Source organism: Xanthomonas sp. NCPPB 2632, from assembly GCF_041228075.2.
In the GTDB taxonomy this organism is placed as follows: Bacteria; Pseudomonadota; Gammaproteobacteria; order Xanthomonadales; family Rhodanobacteraceae; genus Luteibacter.
This window is the reverse complement of the sequence record NZ_CM192979.1, coordinates 3,481,160-3,501,959: the sequence shown is the minus strand read 5'-3', so window position 1 is coordinate 3,501,959 and position 20,800 is coordinate 3,481,160. Positions and strand designations below refer to the sequence as shown.

The window sequence follows — 20,800 nt, the reverse complement described above, 5'->3', positions numbered from 1 at the left end:
GGTTCTTCGGTTACTTGGTCGTTGAGGGCGCAGCAGCCTGACCCGCCGGGGCAGGAGGCGCGATCGCGCTCACTTCCTCGACGACCAGCTGAGGCCCGTCCACGAGGACAGCGACGCCCTGGGGTGCGTAGATCGCACTCAACTGGGACGCAGCGTCACGCAGTTCGCTGGTATGGATTGCGGAAGCCGACTTGGGAAGTGTGAAGTCGGAGCGAAGCTTGTAGTTGAGCTTGGCTCCCGTATCAGTCGTCCACCGAGTCAACATAACCTTCAACGTGCCATCCATCGGCGCCGCATAGTAGGTGTACGGCACGGCGAGCGGGATCTCGACCACCTTGTCGTCGTATTTGTTGACCGGCTTCCAGCGGCCGCCGAAGTCCTTGGCGGAAGGCGTGCCGCACGCGGTCAGCACCAGGGCGAGGCCCGAGGCGAGGAGAAGGGTGCAAGCGGGGTTGAGGATTTTTTTCACGCGTGGCTCGTAAGTCATGTAAGGCAACAGAAAACATCAGCGGCCCTCGTCGTCGGCCTGGCCGGGACGCGGGGTCGAGAAATCGTTTACATCGCTACGAAACTGACGACCCAACCAGATGTCCGGCGCCTGGCCGGGTCTGGTTCGGTCGATTCGCCACGACGCGAAGCGCGTTCATGGCAAACACCCCCCTTGAACAGCTGAAACCTAGGGCCCAACGGCCACGAGCGTGATGCAAATCGTCCATAAAACATCCTGTATCGAGCGCCTGGGCGCCGTTGCACTACGTAACCGCTAAAGACCGGCCGAACGGGTTCCCGGAGCGATGTGATGAATCGCCACTTGCGGTTGCCGCGTTGGAGCCTTGAGGTTTCCCCCACCCTGAATGGAGCTAGTCCACGTTGTTAAGATAAAGCAATATTCATGCGCTGGCTAGGGGTCTGTATACGCGTTTCTGCGGCCGATATCACACAAATTCCGGCCGTAACGTGAATTACACAGCCCGAAGGTGACGTGGATCACGTTCGTAAGGCTGGTGTAAGAGACATGGCGAAATGTCTACATTCCGTGAAGTGGTCTTTTTGCGCATATCTGGATCCCTTGCTCGTAACGGTGTCACGGGTATATGTCAGGTTTGCTACATGCCATTAGCTGCGTGTCGAACTGGCCCGGCACGAGAGGCTACATACTGACCGAGGCACCGGCGAGTGAGCAGTCGTCCACGCCCATGCCTTTGGGTCAGTCGCGCCCGCGTGAGTTCTCCGGGCGTGGCCGTGCGCTCAACGAGCCAGACGATGCCAGCGTTTGTTGACATACACGCACACGCCTCCCTCGGGACAGGGGCGCAAACTCCCACGTATCCGCGCCTCATGCAGTTCACCTGCCCAGGCGGTGTCTTCTCTGTAGGTATAAGTGCTCCAGCCGATGGTGCATGTGGCAGCAGCGATGGCCAACAGGGCGCCTCCGGTGGCGAACAGGGCTTTCCAGACACTGAGGGCGTGCAGCCGCTTGAGCGCATGGATCCTCTCCTCCAGGCCCGTACTTGCTCGTGTCACCGTCGACGACGCGTCCACGATCACGTGCTCGAGGTCGGCCGTCACGGCTTGTGTGCTTGCCAGGATCGCCTTGCCCGCATGGGACATCAGGTCGCTCGTGGCCTGTCGTGCGCTGGCTTCCGCGGTGCTGGCCAGGGCGTTTGCCGTGCGGGCCAGCTCCGTTTGCGCCCATTCGGTCTGGCGGGTCAGTCGCTCGCCGAGGTCTTTCAGCCCCGCGGCCAGCATGCCCAGTTTCACCGCGAGTTCTTCGACGTCCGTTCTATCCATGTGTCCTTCCATTCCTCGTCTCAGAGCGACATCACCGGGCCGCTTCGTTGCGGCGCGGCCATGACTTCCTGTTGCTGTATCTGGGCCTGCTGTGCCTGTTGCGCCGCCAGTGCGTCCTCGGCCGTCTGCTGCCTGGCTTGCTCGCCATCCATCAGGAATTCGCGTCCGCCCGGTGTGTTCGCATAGATCTGGCCAACCCGGCAAAGGGCGTCGATGTCGCGATCGTGTCCCGCCTGGCACAGCGCCTCGAACATGTCGTGAATCGAAGGCTCCTTCGGGGCGGCTTCCGTTCGACCGGCGACCCTGTCATCGGCGTAAGGCCCCCGGTTTTCCTTCAGATGCCGATGCGCGATGTCTGCGGCATCCAGCGTCCGTGGGCCGGCTACGCCATCCGCGGCCAGGTCGTGGTTATGTTGGAAGTCCATCACCGCATGGCGCGTGGCATGGCCGAAATCGCCATCGATACGCACGTCGTAGCCGAGTTCGTGCAGTTGTTCCTGCATGTGACGAACATCGGCGCCGTGCGCTCCGGTCCGCAGCGTTGCGGACCGGAGCGCGCTGGCAGGTTGCGAGACCTGTAACGGCTCACGTCCGAGCAGGTCATCGGGAGTGAGGGTCTGCTGGCGAAGCCCCTCGACCAGTTCCGGGGTGATGACCGCCGCCCAGCCTGCCACGGCCTCCACCCTCTCGTCGTAGCCATTGGTACCGCCGTTGATCCGTCGCGTTACCGCTTCGACATCGGTCCGGTCGACGTGCTTCAGCCGCTGCTGCCAGTAGGCGACGGCGACATCGGCCGAGACCTCGGGGTCGGCGGCGCGCTCGGGGTGTTCGATCAGGTCGACTCCGACCAGGCGCCCGTAGGTTTCGTAGTTGGCCCGACCGGTCAGTTGGATCACGCCGCGTCCATGGAAACGCCAGCCATCGCCCGGCGTCGTGTTACCCAGGTCGGTACGCCCGTCGTAGAAGAGGTTGGCAGTCGCTTCCGGGTCGCGCGCGGCGAGCACGGCGGCCACTTCGTCACGGGTGTGTCGCTGGCGAAGCTGTCCTACTACGCTCATCGCACGGTCGGCGCTGCGATAACGGAAATCCTCGTGGGTGCGGGTGAACCCGGCGGATTCCACGGCGGTCTGGCCCATGAGGTTGGACAGCTCCGCGGACGAGGTAATGCCGCTGTCGATGGCGCGCTTCAGCAGCTGCGCGGAATGCGGATTGAATCGAGGCGTGCGCATAGCCGGGTCAGTCGTCCGTCGAGGTGCGCGTGTCCAGCAGGCGCTGCAGCGGCGCCACCTTCAACTCGCTCATGGGGGTAAGCGGAAAGTCGCGCGGGGAAGCGATTTCGCCGTATGCCATGACGACATCACCGTTGGGCCCGGCGGCAGTCAGCACATAGCCCTGGCTCATCGAGCCGACATACCAGTGGCCGCCGGCACGGTGATAGACAAAGGCAAAGGTCGTGTGGCGCCGTACGTCCTGGTTGCTCCAGGTGATCGCTCCCGGTTTGACCAGCAGGTTGTCGCGATAGGCCATTTCCCTCGGGCGATCCATGACCGGGTTGTCCACGCAGTCGATTGCCTCGCGGCTCCGCTCGGCCTCCTTCCATGTGCTTTGCGCGCCGGTGCCGGGGCCCGAACCCGTGAAGACGAGCAGTTCGCACGCGTTACCGGCTGAGGTGTCGGGCTGTTCCGTGAACCGGGCGCCGCGGTACACGGCGATCACGAGGTCCATGGCGCCATCGCCCGTGGCATCCGCCTTTTCATAAGCGAGGACAAGGTCGTCTGGTGCGAGGACTGCGCGGACCTCGTCTGGCACCGCAGGCATGGCATCCACCGCAGCCACGGCAGGCAAAGGTGGCGCGAAGAATAATGCCGCCATCGCACCGAGTACGATCGAACGGCAATAAACGGTTGCCGTCACACCGCGGGAGATGCGGGATGGCTGACCGGTCCTTTCCATTGGGCGTGCTCCTTTCCAGGGCGCGCCGGAGCGCACCATCGGATCAACATCGAAGGGGAGTGCAGGGACGCTGTGCCGCAACCGCTGGCACGACGCCTCGTTTTTGAATGGCAATCTAGGTGTGACGTGCTACGTCACTAATGGGTTGCCATCGTAGCCGTGCGTAGTGGCCGCGACAATGCGTTCGGCATAGAACTTTTCTGAAAAATCGTCAGCATGTGGTGGGCGTTGCATCGACACGCCGACACGATCCGGGTTAGAACCTTGGCCTTTATCGACAGGTAGCCCAGGTATGGCCACACAGAACATGCCCACCGACGATGACCTCATGGTGCTCGCCCAGGCCGTTGCCGCTGCTGCCCAGGAGCGGCGCGTCATGGTGGCCACGGCCGAATCGTGCACGGGTGGGTGGATCGCCAAGACCCTGACGGACTTGGCCGGGAGTTCGGCCTGGTTCGAGGCGGGCGTGGTCACTTATAGCTACAGCGCCAAGGAGTCGCTGCTCGGGGTCAACCCGCGCACCCTGGAGCGCACGGGTGCGGTCAGCGAGGAGACGGTGCTGGAAATGGTCTCGGGCGCCCTGGCGCGCTACGGCGCGGGCGTCGCCGTGGCGGTCACCGGTATCGCGGGCCCGTCCGGCGGCACTCCGGACAAGCCTGTCGGCACCGTGTGGATCGGATGGAAGCGGCGCGGGGGCTACGCCCACGCCAGCCTTCACCATTTCGACGGCGACCGCGAGGCTGTCCGGCGGCAGACGGTAGCGGCCGCACTTGTTGGAATGGCTACCGAACTGAAGGGCTGAACGCCCCGGGCTATGGCAAACTTGGGGATTGCGGATCGCAGTCCCTGAGACGACGGTCCGTCAAGATACCTACATACACAAGAGACCGGATATGACGATGGACGACAATAAGCGCAAGGCGCTGGCGAGTGCCCTCGGCCAGATCGAAAAGCAGTTCGGCAAGGGTGCGGTCATGCGTCTTGGTGACCGCGTCGACGACAACATCGACACGGTGTCCACCGGCTCGCTGGGCCTGGATATCGCCCTGGGCATCGGCGGCCTGCCGCGCGGCCGCGTGGTCGAGATCTACGGCCCGGAATCCTCGGGTAAGACCACCCTGACCCTGCAGGCCATTGCCTCGTGCCAGCGCGCTGGCGGCACGGCGGCCTTCGTCGACGCCGAGCACGCGCTCGACCCGAGCTACGCCGAAAAACTGGGCGTCAACGTCGCCGACCTCCTGGTCAGCCAGCCGGACACCGGCGAGCAGGCCCTCGAGATCGCCGACATGCTGGTGCGCTCGGGCGCCGTGGACATGGTGGTGATCGACTCGGTGGCCGCGCTGACCCCCAAGGCGGAAATCGAAGGCGAGATGGGCGACTCCCACGTCGGCCTGCACGCCCGCCTGATGAGCCAGGCCCTGCGCAAGCTCACGGCCAACATCAAGAAGACCAACTGCCTGGTCATCTTCATCAACCAGATCCGCATGAAGATCGGCGTCATGTTCGGCAGCCCGGAAACCACCACCGGCGGTAACGCGCTGAAGTTCTACGCCTCGGTCCGCCTGGATATCCGCCGCATTGGCGCGGTGAAGAAGGGCGACGAGGTCATCGGTTCGGAGACCCGCGTCAAGGTCGTCAAGAACAAGGTCGCGCCGCCGTTCCGTCAGGCCGAGTTCGAGATCCTCTACGGCGAGGGCACCTCGCGCGAAGGCGAGATCATCGAACTGGGCGTGCGCGAGAACCTGATCGACAAATCCGGCGCCTGGTACAGCTACAAGGGCGACCGCATCGGCCAGGGCAAGGAAAACGTCCGTCAGTTCCTGCGTGACAACCCGGGCATCGCCAACGAGGTCGATACCGAGCTGCGCGCCCGCCTGCTGGTCAAGGCGGGTCCCAAGTCCGAAGCCTCCACCGAGGCCGACGAGCTTGAGGAAGTCTGATAAGGGCACCGGGCAGGGCGACGGCAAGGCCGCTCGCCCCACCCGCACCGCGTACGACAAGGCGCTGGGCCTGCTGGCCCGGCGCGAGCATTCCCGCCGCGAACTCAAGCAGAAGCTCGAGCGCGGCGGTTTTGCGCGTGACGAGTCCGCCGTCGCCCTGGAGCGGCTGGGCGACCAGGGCTACCAGGACGACGACCGTTTCGCGGCTTCGCTTTTTCGCAGTCGGGCAGGGCAGGGCTACGGGCCGGCCCGCATCCGTGCGGAACTGCGCAGCCAGGGCGTCAGCGACGCCACCATCCGCGAGTTGATGGAAAACACCGATATCGATTGGCACGATCTGGCCGCCAGTCAGCTCCGTCGGCGCTATGGCGGGCCCTCGGCCGACCCGGCTGAACGGGCCCGACGGGCGCAATTCCTCTTGCGTCGCGGCTTCGCCGCCGCCACAGTACGGGGTCTAACTCACGCCGATGCGGAAGACGCCGACGACGATTGAAGGCCACCAGCCTTGATTGGGACGGAGCGTCGACGCAACGCGTCTCGCAGCTCCCCAGCCACGATCGCTCATGAAAACCGCCGAAATCCGTTCGACCTTCCTCGAGTTCTTCCGGTCCAAGGACCACACCATCGTGCCGTCGGCATCGCTGGTGCCTTCGAACGACCCCACGCTGCTGTTTACCAACTCCGGCATGGTGCCCTTCAAGAACGTGTTCCTGGGCAGCGAAAAGCCCGGGTATGTCCGTGCGGCCGACGTCCAGCGCTGCCTGCGCGCGGGCGGCAAGCATAACGACCTGGATGCCGTGGGCTACACCGCCCGCCATCACACCTTCTTCGAGATGCTGGGCAACTGGTCGTTCGGCGATTACTTCAAGCGCGATGCCATCCGCTATGCCTGGGAGCTCCTGACGGGTGTCTACAAGCTGCCGGCGGAGCGCCTGTGGGTCACCGTGTACCACACGGATGACGAGGCCTTCGATATCTGGAACAAGGAAGTGGGCGTGCCGGCCGAGCGGATCGTTCGCATCGGCGACAACAAGGGTGCGCCCTTCGCTTCCGACAACTTCTGGCAGATGGCCGACACGGGCCCGTGCGGCCCGTGCACGGAGATCTTCTACGACCACGGCGCCGACGTGGCTGGTGGCCCTCCAGGCTCGCCCGACGAAGACGGCGATCGCTACATCGAGATCTGGAACCTGGTCTTCATGCAGTTCGACCGGGCACCGGACGGCACGCTGGCGCCGTTGCCGGCGCCCTGCGTCGACACCGGCATGGGCCTGGAGCGCCTGGCCGCCGTCCTGCAGCACGTGCACTCCAACTACGAGATCGACCTGTTCGCGCACCTCATCGCCGAAGCGGGGCGTCTGACCGGCACCGCCGACCTGTCGAACAAGTCGCTGCGCGTCATCGCCGATCACATCCGTGCCTGCTCCTTCCTTATCGTCGACGGCGTGCTGCCCTCGAATGAGGGGCGCGGCTACGTGCTTCGCCGGATCATCCGTCGCGCCCTGCGCCACGGCTGGATGCTGGGCGTGCGCGGCGATTTCTTCTGGAAGATGGTGACCCCGCTGGTGGCCGAGATGGGCGAGGCCTATCCGGACATCGCCCGCAAGCAGGCCTTCGTGGAGCAGGCGCTGCGCACCGAGGAAGATCGCTTCGGAGAAACGCTGGAACACGGCATGCGCCTGTTCGACGACGTGGCCTCCAAGTCGGAGAAGGTGATCCCGGGCGAGCACGCGTTCCGCCTCTACGATACTTACGGCTTCCCCGTGGACCTCACCGCCGATATCGCTCGCGAGCGGGGCATGAGCGTCGACATGGACGGCTTCGAGCGGGCCATGGGCGAGCAGCGTGCCCGTGCCCGCGCGGCCAGCAACTTCGCCACCAAGGCGCAGCTGCCGGCCGAGGTGGCCAGCGCCGTGGCGCCCACCGTCTTCACCGGTTACGACGGCCTCGAACTAGCCGATGCGACCGTGGTTGCCATCGTGCGCGACGGCAAGTCGGTGGACCGTCTGGCGGACGGCGAGCAGGCATTCCTGCTGCTTGACCGCACGCCCTTCTATGCCGAATCCGGCGGCCAGGTCGGCGATACCGGCATACTGCGTAATCCGGCGGGCGCATTGGCGGTGGAGGACACGCAGAAGGTCGGCGGCGCGTTCTTCGCGCACTTCGGCACGTGGCAGGGCTCCGCACCGCTGAACAAGGGCGATGTGGTGGGCGCGTCGGTGGATGCCGCCCAGCGCCAGGCCACTGTGCTCAACCATTCCGCTACCCACCTGCTGCACGCGGCGCTGCGCACCGTGTTGGGTGACCATGTGTCCCAGAAGGGATCGCTGGTGGCTCCGGAGCGCCTGCGCTTTGACTTCTCGCATTTCAAGCCGCTGACGGCCGACGAACTGGCGCTGATCGAGCGCATGGTCAACGACGAGATTCGTCACAACGACGCCGCCGAAATCCACAACATGGGCTACGACGAAGCGATCGAGTTCGGGGCCATGGCGCTGTTCGGTGAAAAGTACGGCGCCGAAGTGCGCGTGCTGAAGATGGGCGATTTTTCCACGGAACTGTGTGGTGGCACCCACGTGTCGCGCACGGGCGATATCGGCCTGTTCAAGATCGTCTCCGAATCCGGCGTCGCCGCCGGTGTCCGCCGCATCGAAGCGGTGACCGGTGCGGGCGCCATGGCGCGCGTGGCCGATGAAGAGCGCGTGCTGGGCGAAGTGTCCGGCCTGCTAGCCGCCACGGGCGACGACGTGATCGAGAAGCTTCGCCAGCTGTTCGATCGGCAGAAGAAGCTTGAGCGCGAGGTGGAGTCCTACAAGTCCAAGGCCGCCAGTTCGGCCTCGGCGGGCCTGGCCGAGTCGGCGGTCGACATCGCGGGCATCAAGGTGGTCGCGGCCCGCGTCGAGGGCCTGGACGCCAAGTCCCTGCGCGACAGCGTGGACGTACTCAAGCAGCAGCTGGGCGACTGCGCCATCGTGCTGGCCGGTGCGGTCGACGGGCGCGTCGCGCTCGTGGCCGGTGTCGGCGGCTCCGCGCTCGGCCGGGTCAAGGCGGGCGACCTGGTGGGCGAAGTCGCCTCGAAGATCGACGGCAAGGGCGGCGGTCGTCCCGACATGGCCCAGGGTGGCGGTGTAGATAGTCCGGCATTGCCTGGCATCCTTGCCGCCATTCCGGGATGGGTGCAATCCCGTCTGGGCTGAACGGCGAGTGGGCTGCGCGAGCATGGACGGCTGTAAGGCCGTTTGTGTAAACGTCTTCACGTGCTTGCGCGTTGCTTACCCGGGATTGGCTCAGCTAGTATGATCCGAATGCCGAAAGCGTTTTTCGGTATCGATCCTTCGGATCGGAAATGGCAGGACAGCTGGTCAGCGACACACACAACTAGAGCCGGGGAAGGCAGTTCGGCCTTCGATGGTCGAAACGTCAATCCATCGACGGCAAGCACTCGGGGTGAGGTTGTCGTTGGTGGGGAAGCCAATACCTGATTTTATGGAGTATCAATCATGCTGATTCTGACCCGCCGGGTCGGTGAAACCCTGATGATCGGCGACGAGGTGACCGTCACCGTTCTGGGTGTCAAGGGTAACCAGGTGCGCATCGGCATCAATGCACCGAAGAATGTCGCGGTCCACCGCGAAGAGATCTACCAGCGCATCAAGAACGAAGGCGACGCCGGCACGCATACCGGGGACGACCACGACCAAGACCAGTAAGGCCCGAGGCTTTACGAGGCGTGCAAGGTTAAGTATCCTTGCCGGCTCGTGAGGGCAGGTTCTTCACGACAATCCCGGAGAGTTGCCCGAGTGGCCGAAGGGGCTCCCCTGCTAAGGGAGTATAGGGTCAAAAGCCTTATCGAGGGTTCGAATCCCTCACTCTCCGCCAGTTTGCAAAAAGCCCTGTTCGCAGGGCTTTTTTGTGCCCGCTGAACGGCTCCGTCAGCGCGCAAGGCGGCAAGCTCCTTTCCCCTGGGCATCCCCATTATCCTCCGCACTGGTCCCCCTACAGCTGCGCACCCCATGCCTGTCCCGTTGCCCCACCGACTCAACCCGGGTCGGATCGCCGCACTTCGCCGCAGTGGCATCCTCGACGAGCCGGGCGGGGCACAGTACGCGCACCTTGTCGAACTGGTCCGGATGATGCTGGGCGTGCCGGTGGCCATCGTGTCCATCGTCGACGAGCACCGCCAGGTGTTCGCCGGCCATAGCGGCCTGCCCGAACCATGGTCGTCCCGTGGGCAGACGCCCATCACCCATTCGTTCTGCCAGCACGTGGTGGACCGGGGTGCGGCGCTTTCGGTAAACGACGCCTATGCCGAGCCGCTGGTGCGGGACAACCTTGCCATTCCCGACCTGGGCGTGGTGGCCTACCTGGGTGTGCCCATTCGCCTGCCCGGTGGCGAACTCATCGGGGCATTGGCTGCGATCAATACCCGGCCTCATGCCTGGACGGCGCACGATCAGCGTTTTCTCGAGTCGGTCGCGGTCATCGTCGACAAGGAGATTCGCGTCGGCGCGTCGGAGCGGCGCTACCGTACGCTGTTCGAACAGATGCGCGAGGGCTTCTACGTCGGTGACGTGGTCCGCGATGGCAGCGGCACGGTGGTCGATTTCCGTTTCGACGAGGTCAATCCGTCGTTCACTCACCTCACCGGCCTGGGTGGCGTGCAGGTCAACGGCGCCCTGCTTAGCGAGGTCGTGCCGGGTGCGGGTGAGGAGATCCTCCCTGTGTTCGCGAAGATCGTCGACGAGCAGGTTCCGGGCGTTCATGTCAGTCGCTCGACGCTGCTGGCGGGACGCTGGTTCGAAACGCGCATGACCCCGCTGGGGCCGGATCGGATGATCGGCTTCGTCAGCGACGTGACCGAGCGACGCACGCGGGAAGAACTGCAGGAGGTGCTCAAGCACGAGATGAGCCACCGGCTGAAAAACACGCTGATGATGGTGCAGGCGCTGGCGACGCAGACGTTGCGCGCAGTGCCCGAGCGCGCGCCGGTGGAGGCCCTGGAAGAACGCATCACGGCACTGAGCTCGGCCCACGACATCCTGTTCGACAAGAACTGGGAAGGCGCCTCGGTGGAGGCGATCTCCCGGGCGGCCCTGGGGCGCCTGTGTATCGACAGCCGCATCGACTTCCGCGGGCCGCCTGTCGAGATCGGCCCCAAGGCCACCTTGTCTCTATCGCTGCTGCTGCACGAACTGGCGACCAACGCCCTGAAGTACGGCGCGCTGTCGAATGCGAAGGGCCGTGTCGAGCTCGGCTGGGCGCAGGAGGGCGGCGATTTCCTGATGACCTGGCGCGAGGTGGATGGCCCGGCCGTCATGCTGCCATCCCGCAAGGGTTTCGGCTCCAAACTGATCGCCATGGGCCTGGGCTCGGGCAGCGTGAAGACCGAATACCTCGCCGAGGGCCTGCTGCTGCAGCTGTCCGCGCCGGTGTCGCACCTGCAACAGGCCTAGGCCGGCCGCACAAATAAAAACGCCGGCGCTAGGCCGGCGTTTTCATAACGAACGTATTCGTTGGTCGGGGAGACAGGATTCGAACCTGCGACTTCTACGTCCCGAACGTAGTTAGAAACGTAGATGCAGAGCCATTTCATCGCATATAATGGAGTTATTGGGACATAACAGGGACACTTGTGGCGACGATCACCAAACGCGGGGAGCTTCAGTGGCAGGCAAAGGTTCGTCGCATGGGCTTTCCTGTGCAAACGAAGACCTTCTCGTATCGCGAGGACGCCGAGAAGTGGGCGCGAGCGCTAGAGCGCGAGCTTGAGACCACCGGGTTCGTGGATCGCCGCGAGGCTGACAAAACGACACTCGGCGAGGTGCTAGAGCGCTACCGACGGGAGGTTACTCCCAATAAAAAGTGCGCCCCGATCGAGTCGGTCAAGATCGACGTCATCTTGCGGGACCCAATTCTTCCCAAACTGAAGATGACGGCGATCACCAGTGCAGCGGTCGCCGCTTGGCGGGATCGCAGACTCAAGGTTGTCACCGGAGGGACGGTCAACCGAGAGATCGACGTTCTGTCCTCCGTGTTTAACCACGCGCGTCGCGAATGGGCAATCCACATCGAAAACCCTATACCCCACGTCAAGCGGCCCGATAAAGCGCGGTCGCGTGATCGGCGGCTTTCCGCCGAGGAAGAGAGGTATCTCTTCGCGGCGTTCCAGGAATGTGAGCGGAGGCAGGATGGGACGCTCGGTTCTGGGTCGCGGAACCCGTGGCTTGCCCCGGTGGCGGGGCTCGCGATAGAGACCGCCATGAGGCGGGGCGAGTTGCTAGCACTGCGTTGGGAGCACGTTGATCTTGAGAAGTGCACAGCCCATCTCCCTGACACGAAGAATGGCGATGCGCGAACGGTGCCGTTGTCGACTACGGCGATTGCATTGCTAAGGGGTATTCGGCCTCACGCGAAGAGCGAAAGGGTCTTCCCCACCTCTCCTGCGGCATTTCAGAAGGGTTTCTGGCGCGCCGTGGAACGCGCACGTTCGCAGTATCTGAAGGATCGGGCCGCTTCGGGGCAGGGAGCCGACGAATCGTTCCTGGTCGATGTTCACTTTCACGACATGCGACATGAGGCCGCATCCCGCCTTGCAGATAAATTATCCAATGTGCTGGAGCTGTCTGCGGTGACCGGGCACCGGGATTTGCGCATGTTGAAGCGCTACTACCATCCTCGTGCCGAGGACATAGCAAAGAAACTTGGCTAGATCGCGGCTGGGAAGCGCCGTCGCTTACATGCGGCGGTCGGCCCTACAGGTTTACGGACCGGCTCTCGTGGAGGAAGAAGTGACAAAAGTTGCTTGGGCTGAGTTCGAGCTAGAGCTGGGCATTTTCAACGAGGAAGTTCACACCCTCGGAGCGAGCCTTGGCGCATTCATGGCCATCAACGAAGAGCACAACTCGCGAGAGGCTGTGCGCTCTGCCATGGGCGGAACGCCATGGTTCTGGCAAGCGACGGTGACAGCACTGCGGGCCGCGATTTTCATCACCCTCGGTCGCATCTTCGATAATCACGCAAACCAGCCACATTCGATTGCCAAGTTGCTCAGCCTCGCAAAGCGCGACATAGCCATGTTTGGCCCGGCCGCGATCCTGGAGCGCCGCCGAGCTAGGTTCGCGGCGCTGAGTGCCGACGAGCGTGCCGGATTTAACCTTGACTCGTCGGAAGGCCTATACGAGCCAGATATCAGTGATTTCAGAATGCTCGATCGGCAGGTGAAGGAGCAGAGGCGGATCTTCAAAGCGAAGCACCAAGATATCCGTCACAAGTGGTTCGCCCACAGGGAGTACACCAAAGAGGACGTCGGCGTTCTATTCGAGGCGGCGGACCTCGCCAGCATCGAGGGGGTGGCAGCTTTCCTCAGTTCGCTTAACGCTGAGCTCTGGAATGCGTATCAGAATGGCCACCGGCCCGTTATCGACCTGCAGCGCTTTCAAGCCGACTCTCAGATGATCGTCACGAAAGACACCAAGGCCTTCCTAAAACGGATCGCACCCTGACGGTCGGCGCCCTTTCAGCACCGACTAAAGCCAGCGGCCCCGCGACTGTCCGCGGCCAGTGTTAAGGCGCAGAAGTTTTATGCGTCGGGGTGTCGCCCTGGTTTATAAAGTCCTGGAGGACCCGGTGCGGACTCTTCGGTGGCGGCGACGCGAAGCGAATCTCGCCGGGCTCCACTGTATAGACCTTGCCGTCCACGCCTTCGACGATGGCAACGGTTATACGAACGCCTCCAAAGTCGGGAGCGGCCGAGCGCTTGTTGCCGAATACAATGCTGACCGCGCCCGCTCCACATCCGCAGTCATCGCGCGATTCTTATCTCGCGTGGTTACCCCACGGTGGATAGAGCCACTATCTGGCGCTATGCTTCGCCCGAAATACGGGGGAGCTGAGTATGAGCCTAGGTGACCTGCATAACCCGAGGGCGGCCGCGCGCGTCTACGACGAGTTCCGCAGGCGCTATCAGCAGCGCGTCTGCTTGGCGCCGTTCGCCGAGCACTCCGGTGGCGTCGTGGCGGCCCACACGTTGGCGGTGGGCAGTGTCCTACGCCCGATATCCCGAGATGCGCGCGTCTATGCGCTGAACACTCGGAGGCTCGTACCCAACCAACCGCATTTTCAGCTAGCAAAACTAGGCATCGGCGACGTCTCTAGCTTGCATGCGTTCTGCGCTTCGCACGACAAATCACTCTTCAGTTGTGTCGAAGATGAGCCGTTTCGCTTCTCGCCCGAACAACGTTTCAAGATGGCGTACCGAGCCGCAGCCCGTGAGTGCTATCTAAAGCGCAAGCAATTCGATTCGTTTCCAAAACTGGAAGACATGGCCGAGATTCACGGTATTGATACGCCTGTAGGGTACACGCAGGAGGCCATGATTCACCAAGCCTCTATTTTGAAGGGCGCCGAAGAAGCTGAAGCATTCAAGGCTGCACTGGACGTGCATCTGTTAACGGGTGACTGGGGCCGCGTAGTGACCGCTGCGGTTGTGTTTGAGAAACGGCCGTCTGTTGTGGCTACATTCGCGTTCGGGCCCTTCTTCAACCTGGACGGAACGGAACTCCAGTTGATCGATGACCTAGAGACTAGCGCCTCCCTTCTGTCAATTTCAGTGATCCCACTGGAGGTTGGAGGAGCGGCGATCTTCAGTTGGCTGGACACCGCCAATAGTGCGCCGAGGTCATATTTCGAATCGGTCGCAAAGTCCACGGACCTAACGGCGGCCGTTCTGCACGTCATTTTCGACAACGGCGAAAACTTCGCCATTGCGCCTGACTGGTACGAATCTCTCTCTGATCTTCAAAAAAACTATATCGACAGCCGCTTACCGATCCAAGAAGCCGGATTTGAGTATGAAGTCACGGGAAGGCCTGAGTCGACCGCACCTTTCCTTGACGATTGGGGAAGCGCAGTCACCACGTATTTTTAGTTCTGCTGCCGGGGCATTTGCCTTCACGTTCGCTACCGGCTCTTGCTTGCCGCTTCACTGTGTTTCTGGTGTTAGATGGTGGCAACACGGTGACTATTGGGGCGCGGTATGGTGTGCACACCCCGCCTAGATGTTGGCTTCTTGGTGTGACCTTGGTGTACGCATGTTGCTAGTCCGGGGAGACAGCGGAGCTTTGTTCTGAGCTGGACCGCCGCGATGCCGTCCCCCGTTCCAGCTGCGCGAAAGCACCGTTAGAGTTATGAAGGCAGCGCGAACGCGACGGCCTTGTGGATAACGTCTGTATGGCGAGACTTATCCACGCCGAAACACGATCCCATTTTCGCGCCGAAAAACAAGCCTATTGGGCCGCTTTCACGCCGAAACGCTAGTGAAAAGCGGCCTAAACACTAGTTAAAGTAAGAACGCTGAAATGCTAACTTCCCCCGCCCAGTACCGCCGCTCGGCTGATTCTCCACTACCCCCAAGTAGCTCTAGTTCTTACTTCTATAAAAGAACAAGTAGTTGGCAAGGGTCATCTGTGGATAAGAGCTGCACCGAGGGGGACACAGGAGGCGGGAATGAGTGCTTCGAGATGCGTGAATCAAAAGCGGGTTTGGCGTAGCAGCGGCGAGGTTCACCGAATGCTTGCGCCCCACGAGCGCGAGGCGACCTTCCAGGTTCCGTTCGGAAGAGCGCCGCCGTCCCTCACCCGAAAGGCGGCTCTGACGCAGCTGGCCGCTGACAGCGGCATTGAGCCGTCCATCAAGATCGGGGGCGGGCGACGGCGTAGCTGTCGCGTGGCCACGATCCGCCCGAAGGGCAGTCCTTTTGTTACGTTACGTTACGGTAACGTAACGTAACGCCGTGCCGCATTGTGCTGCGCACTCGGGGGAATACACTTAGCTTATGGATCTTGCATCGATAACGCTTGCCATGCTCGGGCTTCGCCTTCCCGACGGCGTTGGTATTTCGCCGGAGCGAATGGCCGACGCCCTCGGTATGACCTTGGCTGATCTAGCCAATGGTGCAAATGTTCCACTGAACGTGGCGACTGTGGATCCTCGCTTTGCTCCGCTGCAGGCCCACTTACACGACCTAGTGGCGGCGCTCGCCGCCGCCGCTGTCGTCACCGACGATGTCCAGAAAGCGGCTTTGTGGCTGCGCCATGCGCCCATTCCGGCGCTGCGCCATCTAACTGGATACCAGCTCGTGTGTGCCGGACGGAAAGATGACGTCGTGACCTACCTGGAATCCATCGAGGCTGGCTTCGTCGGTTGACGAACCAGGCGGGCAGCTCTTAGTCAGCTAGTGATTCATGGCCCTGGTATGGGGCCGCAAAGCTGCTGGCCCCCATAAGCGTCGGACACAACAGCGAGCCGCTGAAAATAAATGTTGACTCTGAGCGACATAGTGTCTAGCCTTAGCGACGTCCGATCATGAGCGTGCTGGCAATATCGTGGGTATGCACATGACCCGTGGAGCGAAAGCTCCGACACCCAGTCGAGGCGCCGTCAGGGCCCATCCGATCGATCGATCGTGAGGGTCGTGGTCCGCCGGGACTGAGACCGCCTCCGGAAGGTGGCGGGGTGTGGCTTGGGGGGACAGAGACGGCGAACGCGTAAGCCATGGGTTTGGTTAACAACGGAAGCGTTACCGAGAGCGTGTTGCTCAAGGGGCGTGTTAACCAAGGATCACAAACATGGCTCAAAAAAGTAAGTTGAATGATCGGACTTCGCCCGTCTTGGAAGGGACGCAAAAACGTAGCTGGTGGCGCAAGCTTCCCAATTTCGTTTTTTGGGTTGTGAAGCTCATTGATGCGGTGACAAAACTGTTTGTTGCGGGCACGAAGTTGTGGCCGGCAGTGAAAGGTTTGATTGCCGCTATCGGGAGCTCGACCTTCTAACCCCTAAGTAAACATCCCATGACGAGGATTCAAATATGACGAACAACCTAGGGCGCGCGCTAAAGCTAGTGCGGTCATTTCACGACATCACCCAAGCGCAAGCGGCTGAGTCCCTCGGAATTTCGCGCTCGTATCTGTCTGAGCTCGAAGCCGGTCACAAAACGCCGAGCCTCGATCTGCTCGAAGGTTTCAGCAAGCAGTTCGAGATCCCCGTTAGTTCGCTCCTCATCGTCTCGGAGAGCTTCGATAATAAGTCGCTTGCTGGGCGCGTGAAGAAGTCGGCAGCCGACAAGGCACTCAAGTTCTTAGAGTGGATCGACGTTAAGCGCGCCGCCTGACGCATGGTCTCTTATAGCTTGGAGCAATCGCCCCTTTATCGTTTGAACAACAAACGTAAGCTAGCCGACCTTCTTGGATGTACTTTTTCTGACCTGAAAAAGGCTGCCCGCTCCAAGCAGTACCAGTGCTTTGACACTCAGGATAAATACGAGTCTCGGCACAAGGATCTGCAGCACAAGGCGCGCAAGGTAGAGGCTCCAAAGGGCGAGCTGGAAGTGATTCAACGGAGACTCGCCGTACTCCTGAGCCGAATTGAGACTCCTGATTACCTTCAATCTGCAACGCGCGGTCGCTCCTACCGGACTAACGCTGAGCGTCACGAATTCGGACGCGCGGTGGGCCGCATCGACATTCGGAAGTTCTATCCCAGCGTGAAGGCCGGCAGGGTCGGTGCTTTTTTTACGGAAACGCTCAAATGCGGTCGTGACATCGCGTATTGGCTTACGGAATTGACGTGCCTGGAGGGCCGGCTTCCGACGGGTAGTGCCATCAGTCCGTACATCTCATATTGGGCGTGCAAGCCGATGTTTGATGAACTACACGAGGCTGCTGTCGCTCGTGATCTGCGCTTAACCGTGTATGTGGACGATATTGTCGTCTCGGGTTCACGCGGCGTTGGTGGCTTCATTGCACTGGGCAAGACGATCGTCGCGAAACACGGATTTTTCGCTCACAAGCTTGCTGTTTACCGTCCGGGCCAGGACTTCGTTGTCACGGGCGTCAGGCAGTGTCGGGCTGGTATGAGCCTTCCACACCCACGCTTCAGGCGTATACGCGCGCTCACCGATGAGCTGCGTAGGGCAAAAACACCTGCTCGCAAGGCGCTTTTTCTCCGGGCGCTTGTCGGTCAGTACCGGGAGGCCAGTGAGCTTTTGTCAGTGGCTAAAGAGCGTGCTCGGCACTTCGATGCCGTGCTCACCGCGTTAGGTGCTCCGGGTGTCACCGAGCGCGCAAAGCGTCGGAAGAACCATCGGCTTGTACGATCCAAGATTCAGGCTCGGCTGCTCAGGAAGGTGTTACTGCCGGTCGCCGCGCGCAGTTCCGGCTAGCGCACGGGCTTTCCGTGCATCGGCGGGGACGCGATGGGCTCGGGTTACAGTACGTAACGGACGATCGTCCGGTGCAGATATGGCAGTAGCGGGTACCGCTAACGAGGCGCTATATGCCCTTGCCGTGATGTCAGGGGTGCTGAGGTATTGCCCGAAGCACGAGGCGTACTACAGAGGGGAGGCGGCGCTTGGAGACGCCATGCCCGTGTACTACAGGCATCTGGAAGAGGTGCGCGCGTTCTTCGGCTCGCCAGTGGCGTTCCACACGACACTGAAGCACGCGCGGTCGATGCACCCTGAGCAATATTGCCGACGGTGCACAGACGCGGTGGGCTTCAATTAGCATCTGACAAAGACAGTCCAGGCCACTAGCCTGGTCGAAGGCAAGGGTACCCTAACTTTGGACGCCCCTTGCCCGCCGCTCAAGGCCGTCCTACTTCTTCTGACAAATAGTGGAGTTCGGAAAATCTCGGCACTGTTCGGCCGCCAGTTCGGCCGCGCGCGTGCGCGCCTCTTCCCACCGCCCATACGGCGGTCTCAGCTCCTCGCGATGCCACAGGCCCACGGCCAGGCCGGCAACAATGCCCACGACCAACCCAGTGCGAATGAAGGCCAGCGCGACCTTCGGCGTCAGCGTTTCCATTGCCCTGTGGTCCGCGACGTGCCGATGCAAATGTTGGATCCAAGCCATATAGATTCTCCTTATGCGAGGTCGTTTTCGAATTCGACGACGGGTTCCGCTTGGGCGTGGGGTGCCATCTTCGGGGGGTAGAGGGGCGAGACATTGAGCACTTCGGCCACGCCGTAATTGCCGAGGTTGCCGACGAACAGGCACTCGTTAGCACTCATCTCCCGCATATCTGCGGCTTCGAACAAATTCCGCCACGTTTGGGACCAGCTGCTTCCAATGGATTCCGATTCCGACCATGACTTAGACCCTGCTGGACTACCGGGTGCGGCGGAATAGTTGTTCGAGATGCTTTCGCCGCTGTTGTAGCCCTCCTGGTGCATGAGAACTTGGCCGAGCACCTTCTGCACACTGTTCACGGTCGCCTCGTCCTCGGTGCGGAAGATGAGCCTCTGACGGAAGTTCTGCAGAATGGCGTTGGCGGCCTGATGGTTACCGTCCAAGGCTTGGATCAAGCTAGAAACACCCTGCATAGAGATGATGCCGACGGTGCCGGTGCTTCGGCTCTTGTCCCAGAAATCGGTATCGCTGATGGGATCGATGATTGCCTGGTATTCGTCGCAAATGAACGCGACCGCTCGATCCTGGTTCCACTCGTGACAAGTGGTGCGCTCGCGCATCATGTTCATGAAGCGCAGTTTGAGAATGAGGTAAGCGAAGCGGGCACCGGCCCGGCCATATTTGGTCATGGGAAGCTTGACCAGGAACACTTCGCCGTCGTTAATCAGCGCGGTCATATCAGCTTCGCCGTGCACACTGCCGGCGCTGAATGCATCGACCAGATCCGGGTGCGTAAAAGGCGATAGCACCTGGCTGATCGTGGCATTCATGTTTGACTTCAGCTTTTCGTCGCGGGTGTCCCATTGCTGGACGAGGAAGGACTGTGTTTGCTGGAAGAAGCGCTGATCTCGATCGCTGAGGTTCGCGATGTCCTGGGCTACCTGGGCGAGCATGTCGCCGCGTGCCTGGTCGTTGAAAACGACCTCGTATAGGCCAGCGAGCGAATAGTCAGCCTTCGCCAGGCGTAGTAGATGGAGGCAATGCCTAGACATTTCCGTCGCCGAATCGACCCAAAACGCCGAATCGCCACTACCCTGACCCTGTGCCAGAAAACAGCTTTTCAGGTAGCTGGAGGCCAGTTCCGGGGTGCAGCCCCTGAACAGATTGAGGGTCATTCCGCCATCGCCTACCACTTTGTAGCTGCGCCCCGCCTTAGCCGAGATTGCCTTCACTGCGTCCTCGAAGTCGGTTTTGATGTCGAAAATGAGTGCGCCAGTGTCCTGACGGAGGATCTGGTTCAGCAGCGGATTGATGGCGCGGGTCGTTTTGCCGCTACCGATGCCTCCGAAGATAATGAGGTTCTTGCACGCATCTTCGCGATTTAGATGGACCTCATCGCCCGCGATGATGCCGTTTGCGTAATCACGTTGGTGTCGCAGGAGACCTGACGACGTGCCGAGGACCACACCCGAAAAAGGCACCTCGAACGGATCGATGGCGGGGGCATTTTCAGCTGCTTCCTCCGCCTCCTTGCGCGCGGCATCCTCGACGGAATCCATCAGGCGAACAGCCTGGTTGATGCGGTTATGCCGAATCCTTGTGTAGAGCAGTCCACCCGCGATTGCCACCGGCAATGCCCACCAAAACGCGTAGCCGAACCGTCCCATTGCCCCGGGCAACGGATTCCAAAATGGCCACAGACCCAGCGCCATTCCCGGCCACGCTCCGACAAGGAACACAACTATCCGGTTACACAGGCTTTGCACGTGGAGCGTGCTGCCACGCCCTGTATTGATGTCGAAAACAGCCACGATGTTTCCCCTTCGAATGGATAGAGTTAGACGCTCTGGGATGCCCGGATGTCGGCGGTGCGAGCCTTCGATTTGCCCTTCAGCGCGGCTTTGAGGGTGCTCAAGCTGACTTGCACGTTGCCCTTTTTGAACTGCTCAACGATCTCTTCCAGGGTGTAGCCCTTGGCCTGCGCCGCCGCGATCTTTGACTTCAGTTGTTTGACCAACTCGGTCGTCGAAAGCGGGCGCTCGCTTTCTGGCTTTTCGGGGAGGGCATCAAACAGGCTTTCCATTGCTGTTTTGGCTTGCTGTGAATAACTCCGTGGACGTCCCGCCATGATTACATCTCAATAGTTGGTGTGGTTCCGGATTCTAGCCAAATCATTAGCGCATTCAAGAAATATCGCTGTTTATATCCATA

20 protein-coding genes and 1 tRNA gene are annotated in these 20,800 nt (G+C 61.5%); 14 read left to right on the top strand and 7 right to left on the bottom strand.

Going from position 1 to position 20,800, the window contains the following annotated elements:
* Nucleotides 1–10: 10 nt before the first annotated feature.
* The 4 genes from AB8808_RS14965 to AB8808_RS14950 form a co-directional block, all read right to left on the bottom strand.
* Entirely contained in the window at nt 11–469 is a 459-nt protein-coding gene (locus AB8808_RS14965; RefSeq protein WP_354514979.1) for a hypothetical protein, read from the bottom strand.
* A 779-nt stretch (nt 470–1,248) separates the two neighbouring features.
* Nucleotides 1,249–1,791 carry a hypothetical protein gene (locus AB8808_RS14960; RefSeq protein ID WP_369930441.1) on the bottom strand — a complete coding sequence of 181 codons (543 nt, stop codon included), beginning with the start codon at nt 1,789–1,791 and terminating at the stop codon, nt 1,249–1,251.
* A gap of 20 nt (nt 1,792–1,811) precedes the next feature.
* A complete protein-coding gene (locus AB8808_RS14955) occupies nt 1,812–3,020 on the bottom strand; it encodes a peptidoglycan-binding protein (protein WP_369930440.1) in 1,209 nt (402 codons plus the stop codon).
* A gap of 7 nt (nt 3,021–3,027) precedes the next feature.
* On the bottom strand, nt 3,028–3,783 hold the full coding sequence (locus tag AB8808_RS14950; protein WP_369930439.1) for a hypothetical protein: 756 nt from the start codon (nt 3,781–3,783) through the stop codon (nt 3,028–3,030).
* 253 nt (nt 3,784–4,036) lie between these two features.
* On the opposite strand from AB8808_RS14950, the gene AB8808_RS14945 reads away from it, so the two are divergent.
* The 14 genes from AB8808_RS14945 (at nt 4,037) to AB8808_RS14880 (ending at nt 17,901) form a co-directional block, all read left to right on the top strand.
* Nucleotides 4,037–4,546, top strand: coding sequence for a CinA family protein (locus AB8808_RS14945; protein ID WP_506193225.1), 510 nt, complete (start codon nt 4,037–4,039; stop codon nt 4,544–4,546).
* Nucleotides 4,547–4,643: 97 nt separating this feature from the next.
* Nucleotides 4,644–5,684, top strand: a complete 1,041-nt coding sequence (gene recA, locus AB8808_RS14940) for a recombinase RecA (RefSeq protein WP_036140566.1) — start codon at nt 4,644–4,646, stop codon at nt 5,682–5,684.
* Nucleotides 5,671–6,177, top strand: a complete 507-nt coding sequence (locus tag AB8808_RS14935) for a regulatory protein RecX (protein ID WP_369930438.1) — start codon at nt 5,671–5,673, stop codon at nt 6,175–6,177. Before recA ends, AB8808_RS14935 begins: the two co-directional genes overlap by 14 nt.
* 70 nt (nt 6,178–6,247) lie before the next feature.
* Nucleotides 6,248–8,881 (top strand): alanine--tRNA ligase, encoded by a 2,634-nt coding sequence (alaS, locus tag AB8808_RS14930; RefSeq protein WP_369930437.1) that lies wholly within the window; start codon nt 6,248–6,250, stop codon nt 8,879–8,881.
* A 303-nt stretch (nt 8,882–9,184) separates the two neighbouring features.
* Nucleotides 9,185–9,394 carry a carbon storage regulator CsrA gene (gene csrA / locus AB8808_RS14925; protein ID WP_354514968.1) on the top strand — a complete coding sequence of 70 codons (210 nt, stop codon included), beginning with the start codon at nt 9,185–9,187 and terminating at the stop codon, nt 9,392–9,394.
* 76 nt (nt 9,395–9,470) lie between these two features.
* Nucleotides 9,471–9,563: transfer RNA gene (locus AB8808_RS14920), tRNA-Ser, on the top strand.
* A gap of 134 nt (nt 9,564–9,697) precedes the next feature.
* Complete coding sequence (locus AB8808_RS14915) at nt 9,698–11,137, top strand: sensor histidine kinase (protein WP_369930436.1); 1,440 nt, start codon at nt 9,698–9,700, stop codon at nt 11,135–11,137.
* 179 nt (nt 11,138–11,316) lie between these two features.
* Nucleotides 11,317–12,393: a site-specific integrase gene (locus AB8808_RS14910; RefSeq protein WP_369930435.1), complete on the top strand. Its 1,077-nt coding sequence runs from the start codon at nt 11,317–11,319 to the stop codon at nt 12,391–12,393.
* Nucleotides 12,394–12,460: 67 nt separating this feature from the next.
* Nucleotides 12,461–13,186, top strand: a complete 726-nt coding sequence (locus AB8808_RS14905; protein WP_369930434.1) for an AbiU2 domain-containing protein — start codon at nt 12,461–12,463, stop codon at nt 13,184–13,186.
* Nucleotides 13,187–13,578: 392 nt separating this feature from the next.
* Complete coding sequence (locus tag AB8808_RS14900) at nt 13,579–14,610, top strand: hypothetical protein (RefSeq protein ID WP_369930433.1); 1,032 nt, start codon at nt 13,579–13,581, stop codon at nt 14,608–14,610.
* Nucleotides 14,611–15,516: 906 nt separating this feature from the next.
* Entirely contained in the window at nt 15,517–15,888 is a 372-nt protein-coding gene (locus tag AB8808_RS14895; protein WP_369930432.1) for a DNA-binding protein, read from the top strand.
* Nucleotides 15,889–16,309: 421 nt separating this feature from the next.
* Nucleotides 16,310–16,513 (top strand): hypothetical protein, encoded by a 204-nt coding sequence (locus AB8808_RS14890; protein WP_369930431.1) that lies wholly within the window; start codon nt 16,310–16,312, stop codon nt 16,511–16,513.
* A gap of 35 nt (nt 16,514–16,548) precedes the next feature.
* Entirely contained in the window at nt 16,549–16,851 is a 303-nt protein-coding gene (locus tag AB8808_RS14885) for a helix-turn-helix transcriptional regulator (protein ID WP_369930430.1), read from the top strand.
* Nucleotides 16,852–16,893: 42 nt separating this feature from the next.
* Complete coding sequence (locus AB8808_RS14880) at nt 16,894–17,901, top strand: reverse transcriptase family protein (protein ID WP_369930429.1); 1,008 nt, start codon at nt 16,894–16,896, stop codon at nt 17,899–17,901.
* A 433-nt stretch (nt 17,902–18,334) separates the two neighbouring features.
* Here the strand turns inward: AB8808_RS14880 and AB8808_RS14875 are convergent, their stop codons facing one another.
* From AB8808_RS14875 to AB8808_RS14865, 3 genes are read right to left on the bottom strand one after another with little or no spacing between them, the layout of a single operon-like run.
* Nucleotides 18,335–18,592, bottom strand: coding sequence for a hypothetical protein (locus tag AB8808_RS14875; RefSeq protein ID WP_369930428.1), 258 nt, complete (start codon nt 18,590–18,592; stop codon nt 18,335–18,337).
* Between the two features lie 11 nt (nt 18,593–18,603).
* On the bottom strand, nt 18,604–20,400 hold the full coding sequence (locus AB8808_RS14870) for a type IV secretory system conjugative DNA transfer family protein (RefSeq protein WP_369930427.1): 1,797 nt from the start codon (nt 20,398–20,400) through the stop codon (nt 18,604–18,606).
* Between the two features lie 26 nt (nt 20,401–20,426).
* Complete coding sequence (locus AB8808_RS14865) at nt 20,427–20,672, bottom strand: hypothetical protein (protein ID WP_369930426.1); 246 nt, start codon at nt 20,670–20,672, stop codon at nt 20,427–20,429.
* Between the last annotated feature and the right edge of the window lie 128 nt (nt 20,673–20,800).

What these genes read in the sequence shown, in the direction of transcription:
- AB8808_RS14960 (WP_369930441.1), bottom strand. Translation starts at nt 1,791, where the DNA reads ATGGATAGAACGGACGTCGAAGAACTCGCGGTGAAACTGGGCATGCTG.
- AB8808_RS14915 (WP_369930436.1), top strand. Translation starts at nt 9,698, where the DNA reads ATGCCTGTCCCGTTGCCCCACCGACTCAACCCGGGTCGGATCGCCGCA.
- AB8808_RS14900 (WP_369930433.1), top strand. Translation starts at nt 13,579, where the DNA reads ATGAGCCTAGGTGACCTGCATAACCCGAGGGCGGCCGCGCGCGTCTAC.
- AB8808_RS14950 (WP_369930439.1), bottom strand. Translation starts at nt 3,783, where the DNA reads ATGGTGCGCTCCGGCGCGCCCTGGAAAGGAGCACGCCCAATGGAAAGG.
- AB8808_RS14895 (WP_369930432.1), top strand. Translation starts at nt 15,517, where the DNA reads ATGGATCTTGCATCGATAACGCTTGCCATGCTCGGGCTTCGCCTTCCC.
- AB8808_RS14955 (WP_369930440.1), bottom strand. Translation starts at nt 3,020, where the DNA reads ATGCGCACGCCTCGATTCAATCCGCATTCCGCGCAGCTGCTGAAGCGC.
- AB8808_RS14890 (WP_369930431.1), top strand. Translation starts at nt 16,310, where the DNA reads ATGGCTCAAAAAAGTAAGTTGAATGATCGGACTTCGCCCGTCTTGGAA.
- AB8808_RS14865 (WP_369930426.1), bottom strand. Translation starts at nt 20,672, where the DNA reads ATGGAAAGCCTGTTTGATGCCCTCCCCGAAAAGCCAGAAAGCGAGCGC.
- AB8808_RS14945 (WP_506193225.1), top strand. Translation starts at nt 4,037, where the DNA reads ATGGCCACACAGAACATGCCCACCGACGATGACCTCATGGTGCTCGCC.
- recA (WP_036140566.1), top strand. Translation starts at nt 4,644, where the DNA reads ATGGACGACAATAAGCGCAAGGCGCTGGCGAGTGCCCTCGGCCAGATC.
- AB8808_RS14885 (WP_369930430.1), top strand. Translation starts at nt 16,549, where the DNA reads ATGACGAACAACCTAGGGCGCGCGCTAAAGCTAGTGCGGTCATTTCAC.
- AB8808_RS14875 (WP_369930428.1), bottom strand. Translation starts at nt 18,592, where the DNA reads ATGGCTTGGATCCAACATTTGCATCGGCACGTCGCGGACCACAGGGCA.
- alaS (WP_369930437.1), top strand. Translation starts at nt 6,248, where the DNA reads ATGAAAACCGCCGAAATCCGTTCGACCTTCCTCGAGTTCTTCCGGTCC.
- csrA (WP_354514968.1), top strand. Translation starts at nt 9,185, where the DNA reads ATGCTGATTCTGACCCGCCGGGTCGGTGAAACCCTGATGATCGGCGAC.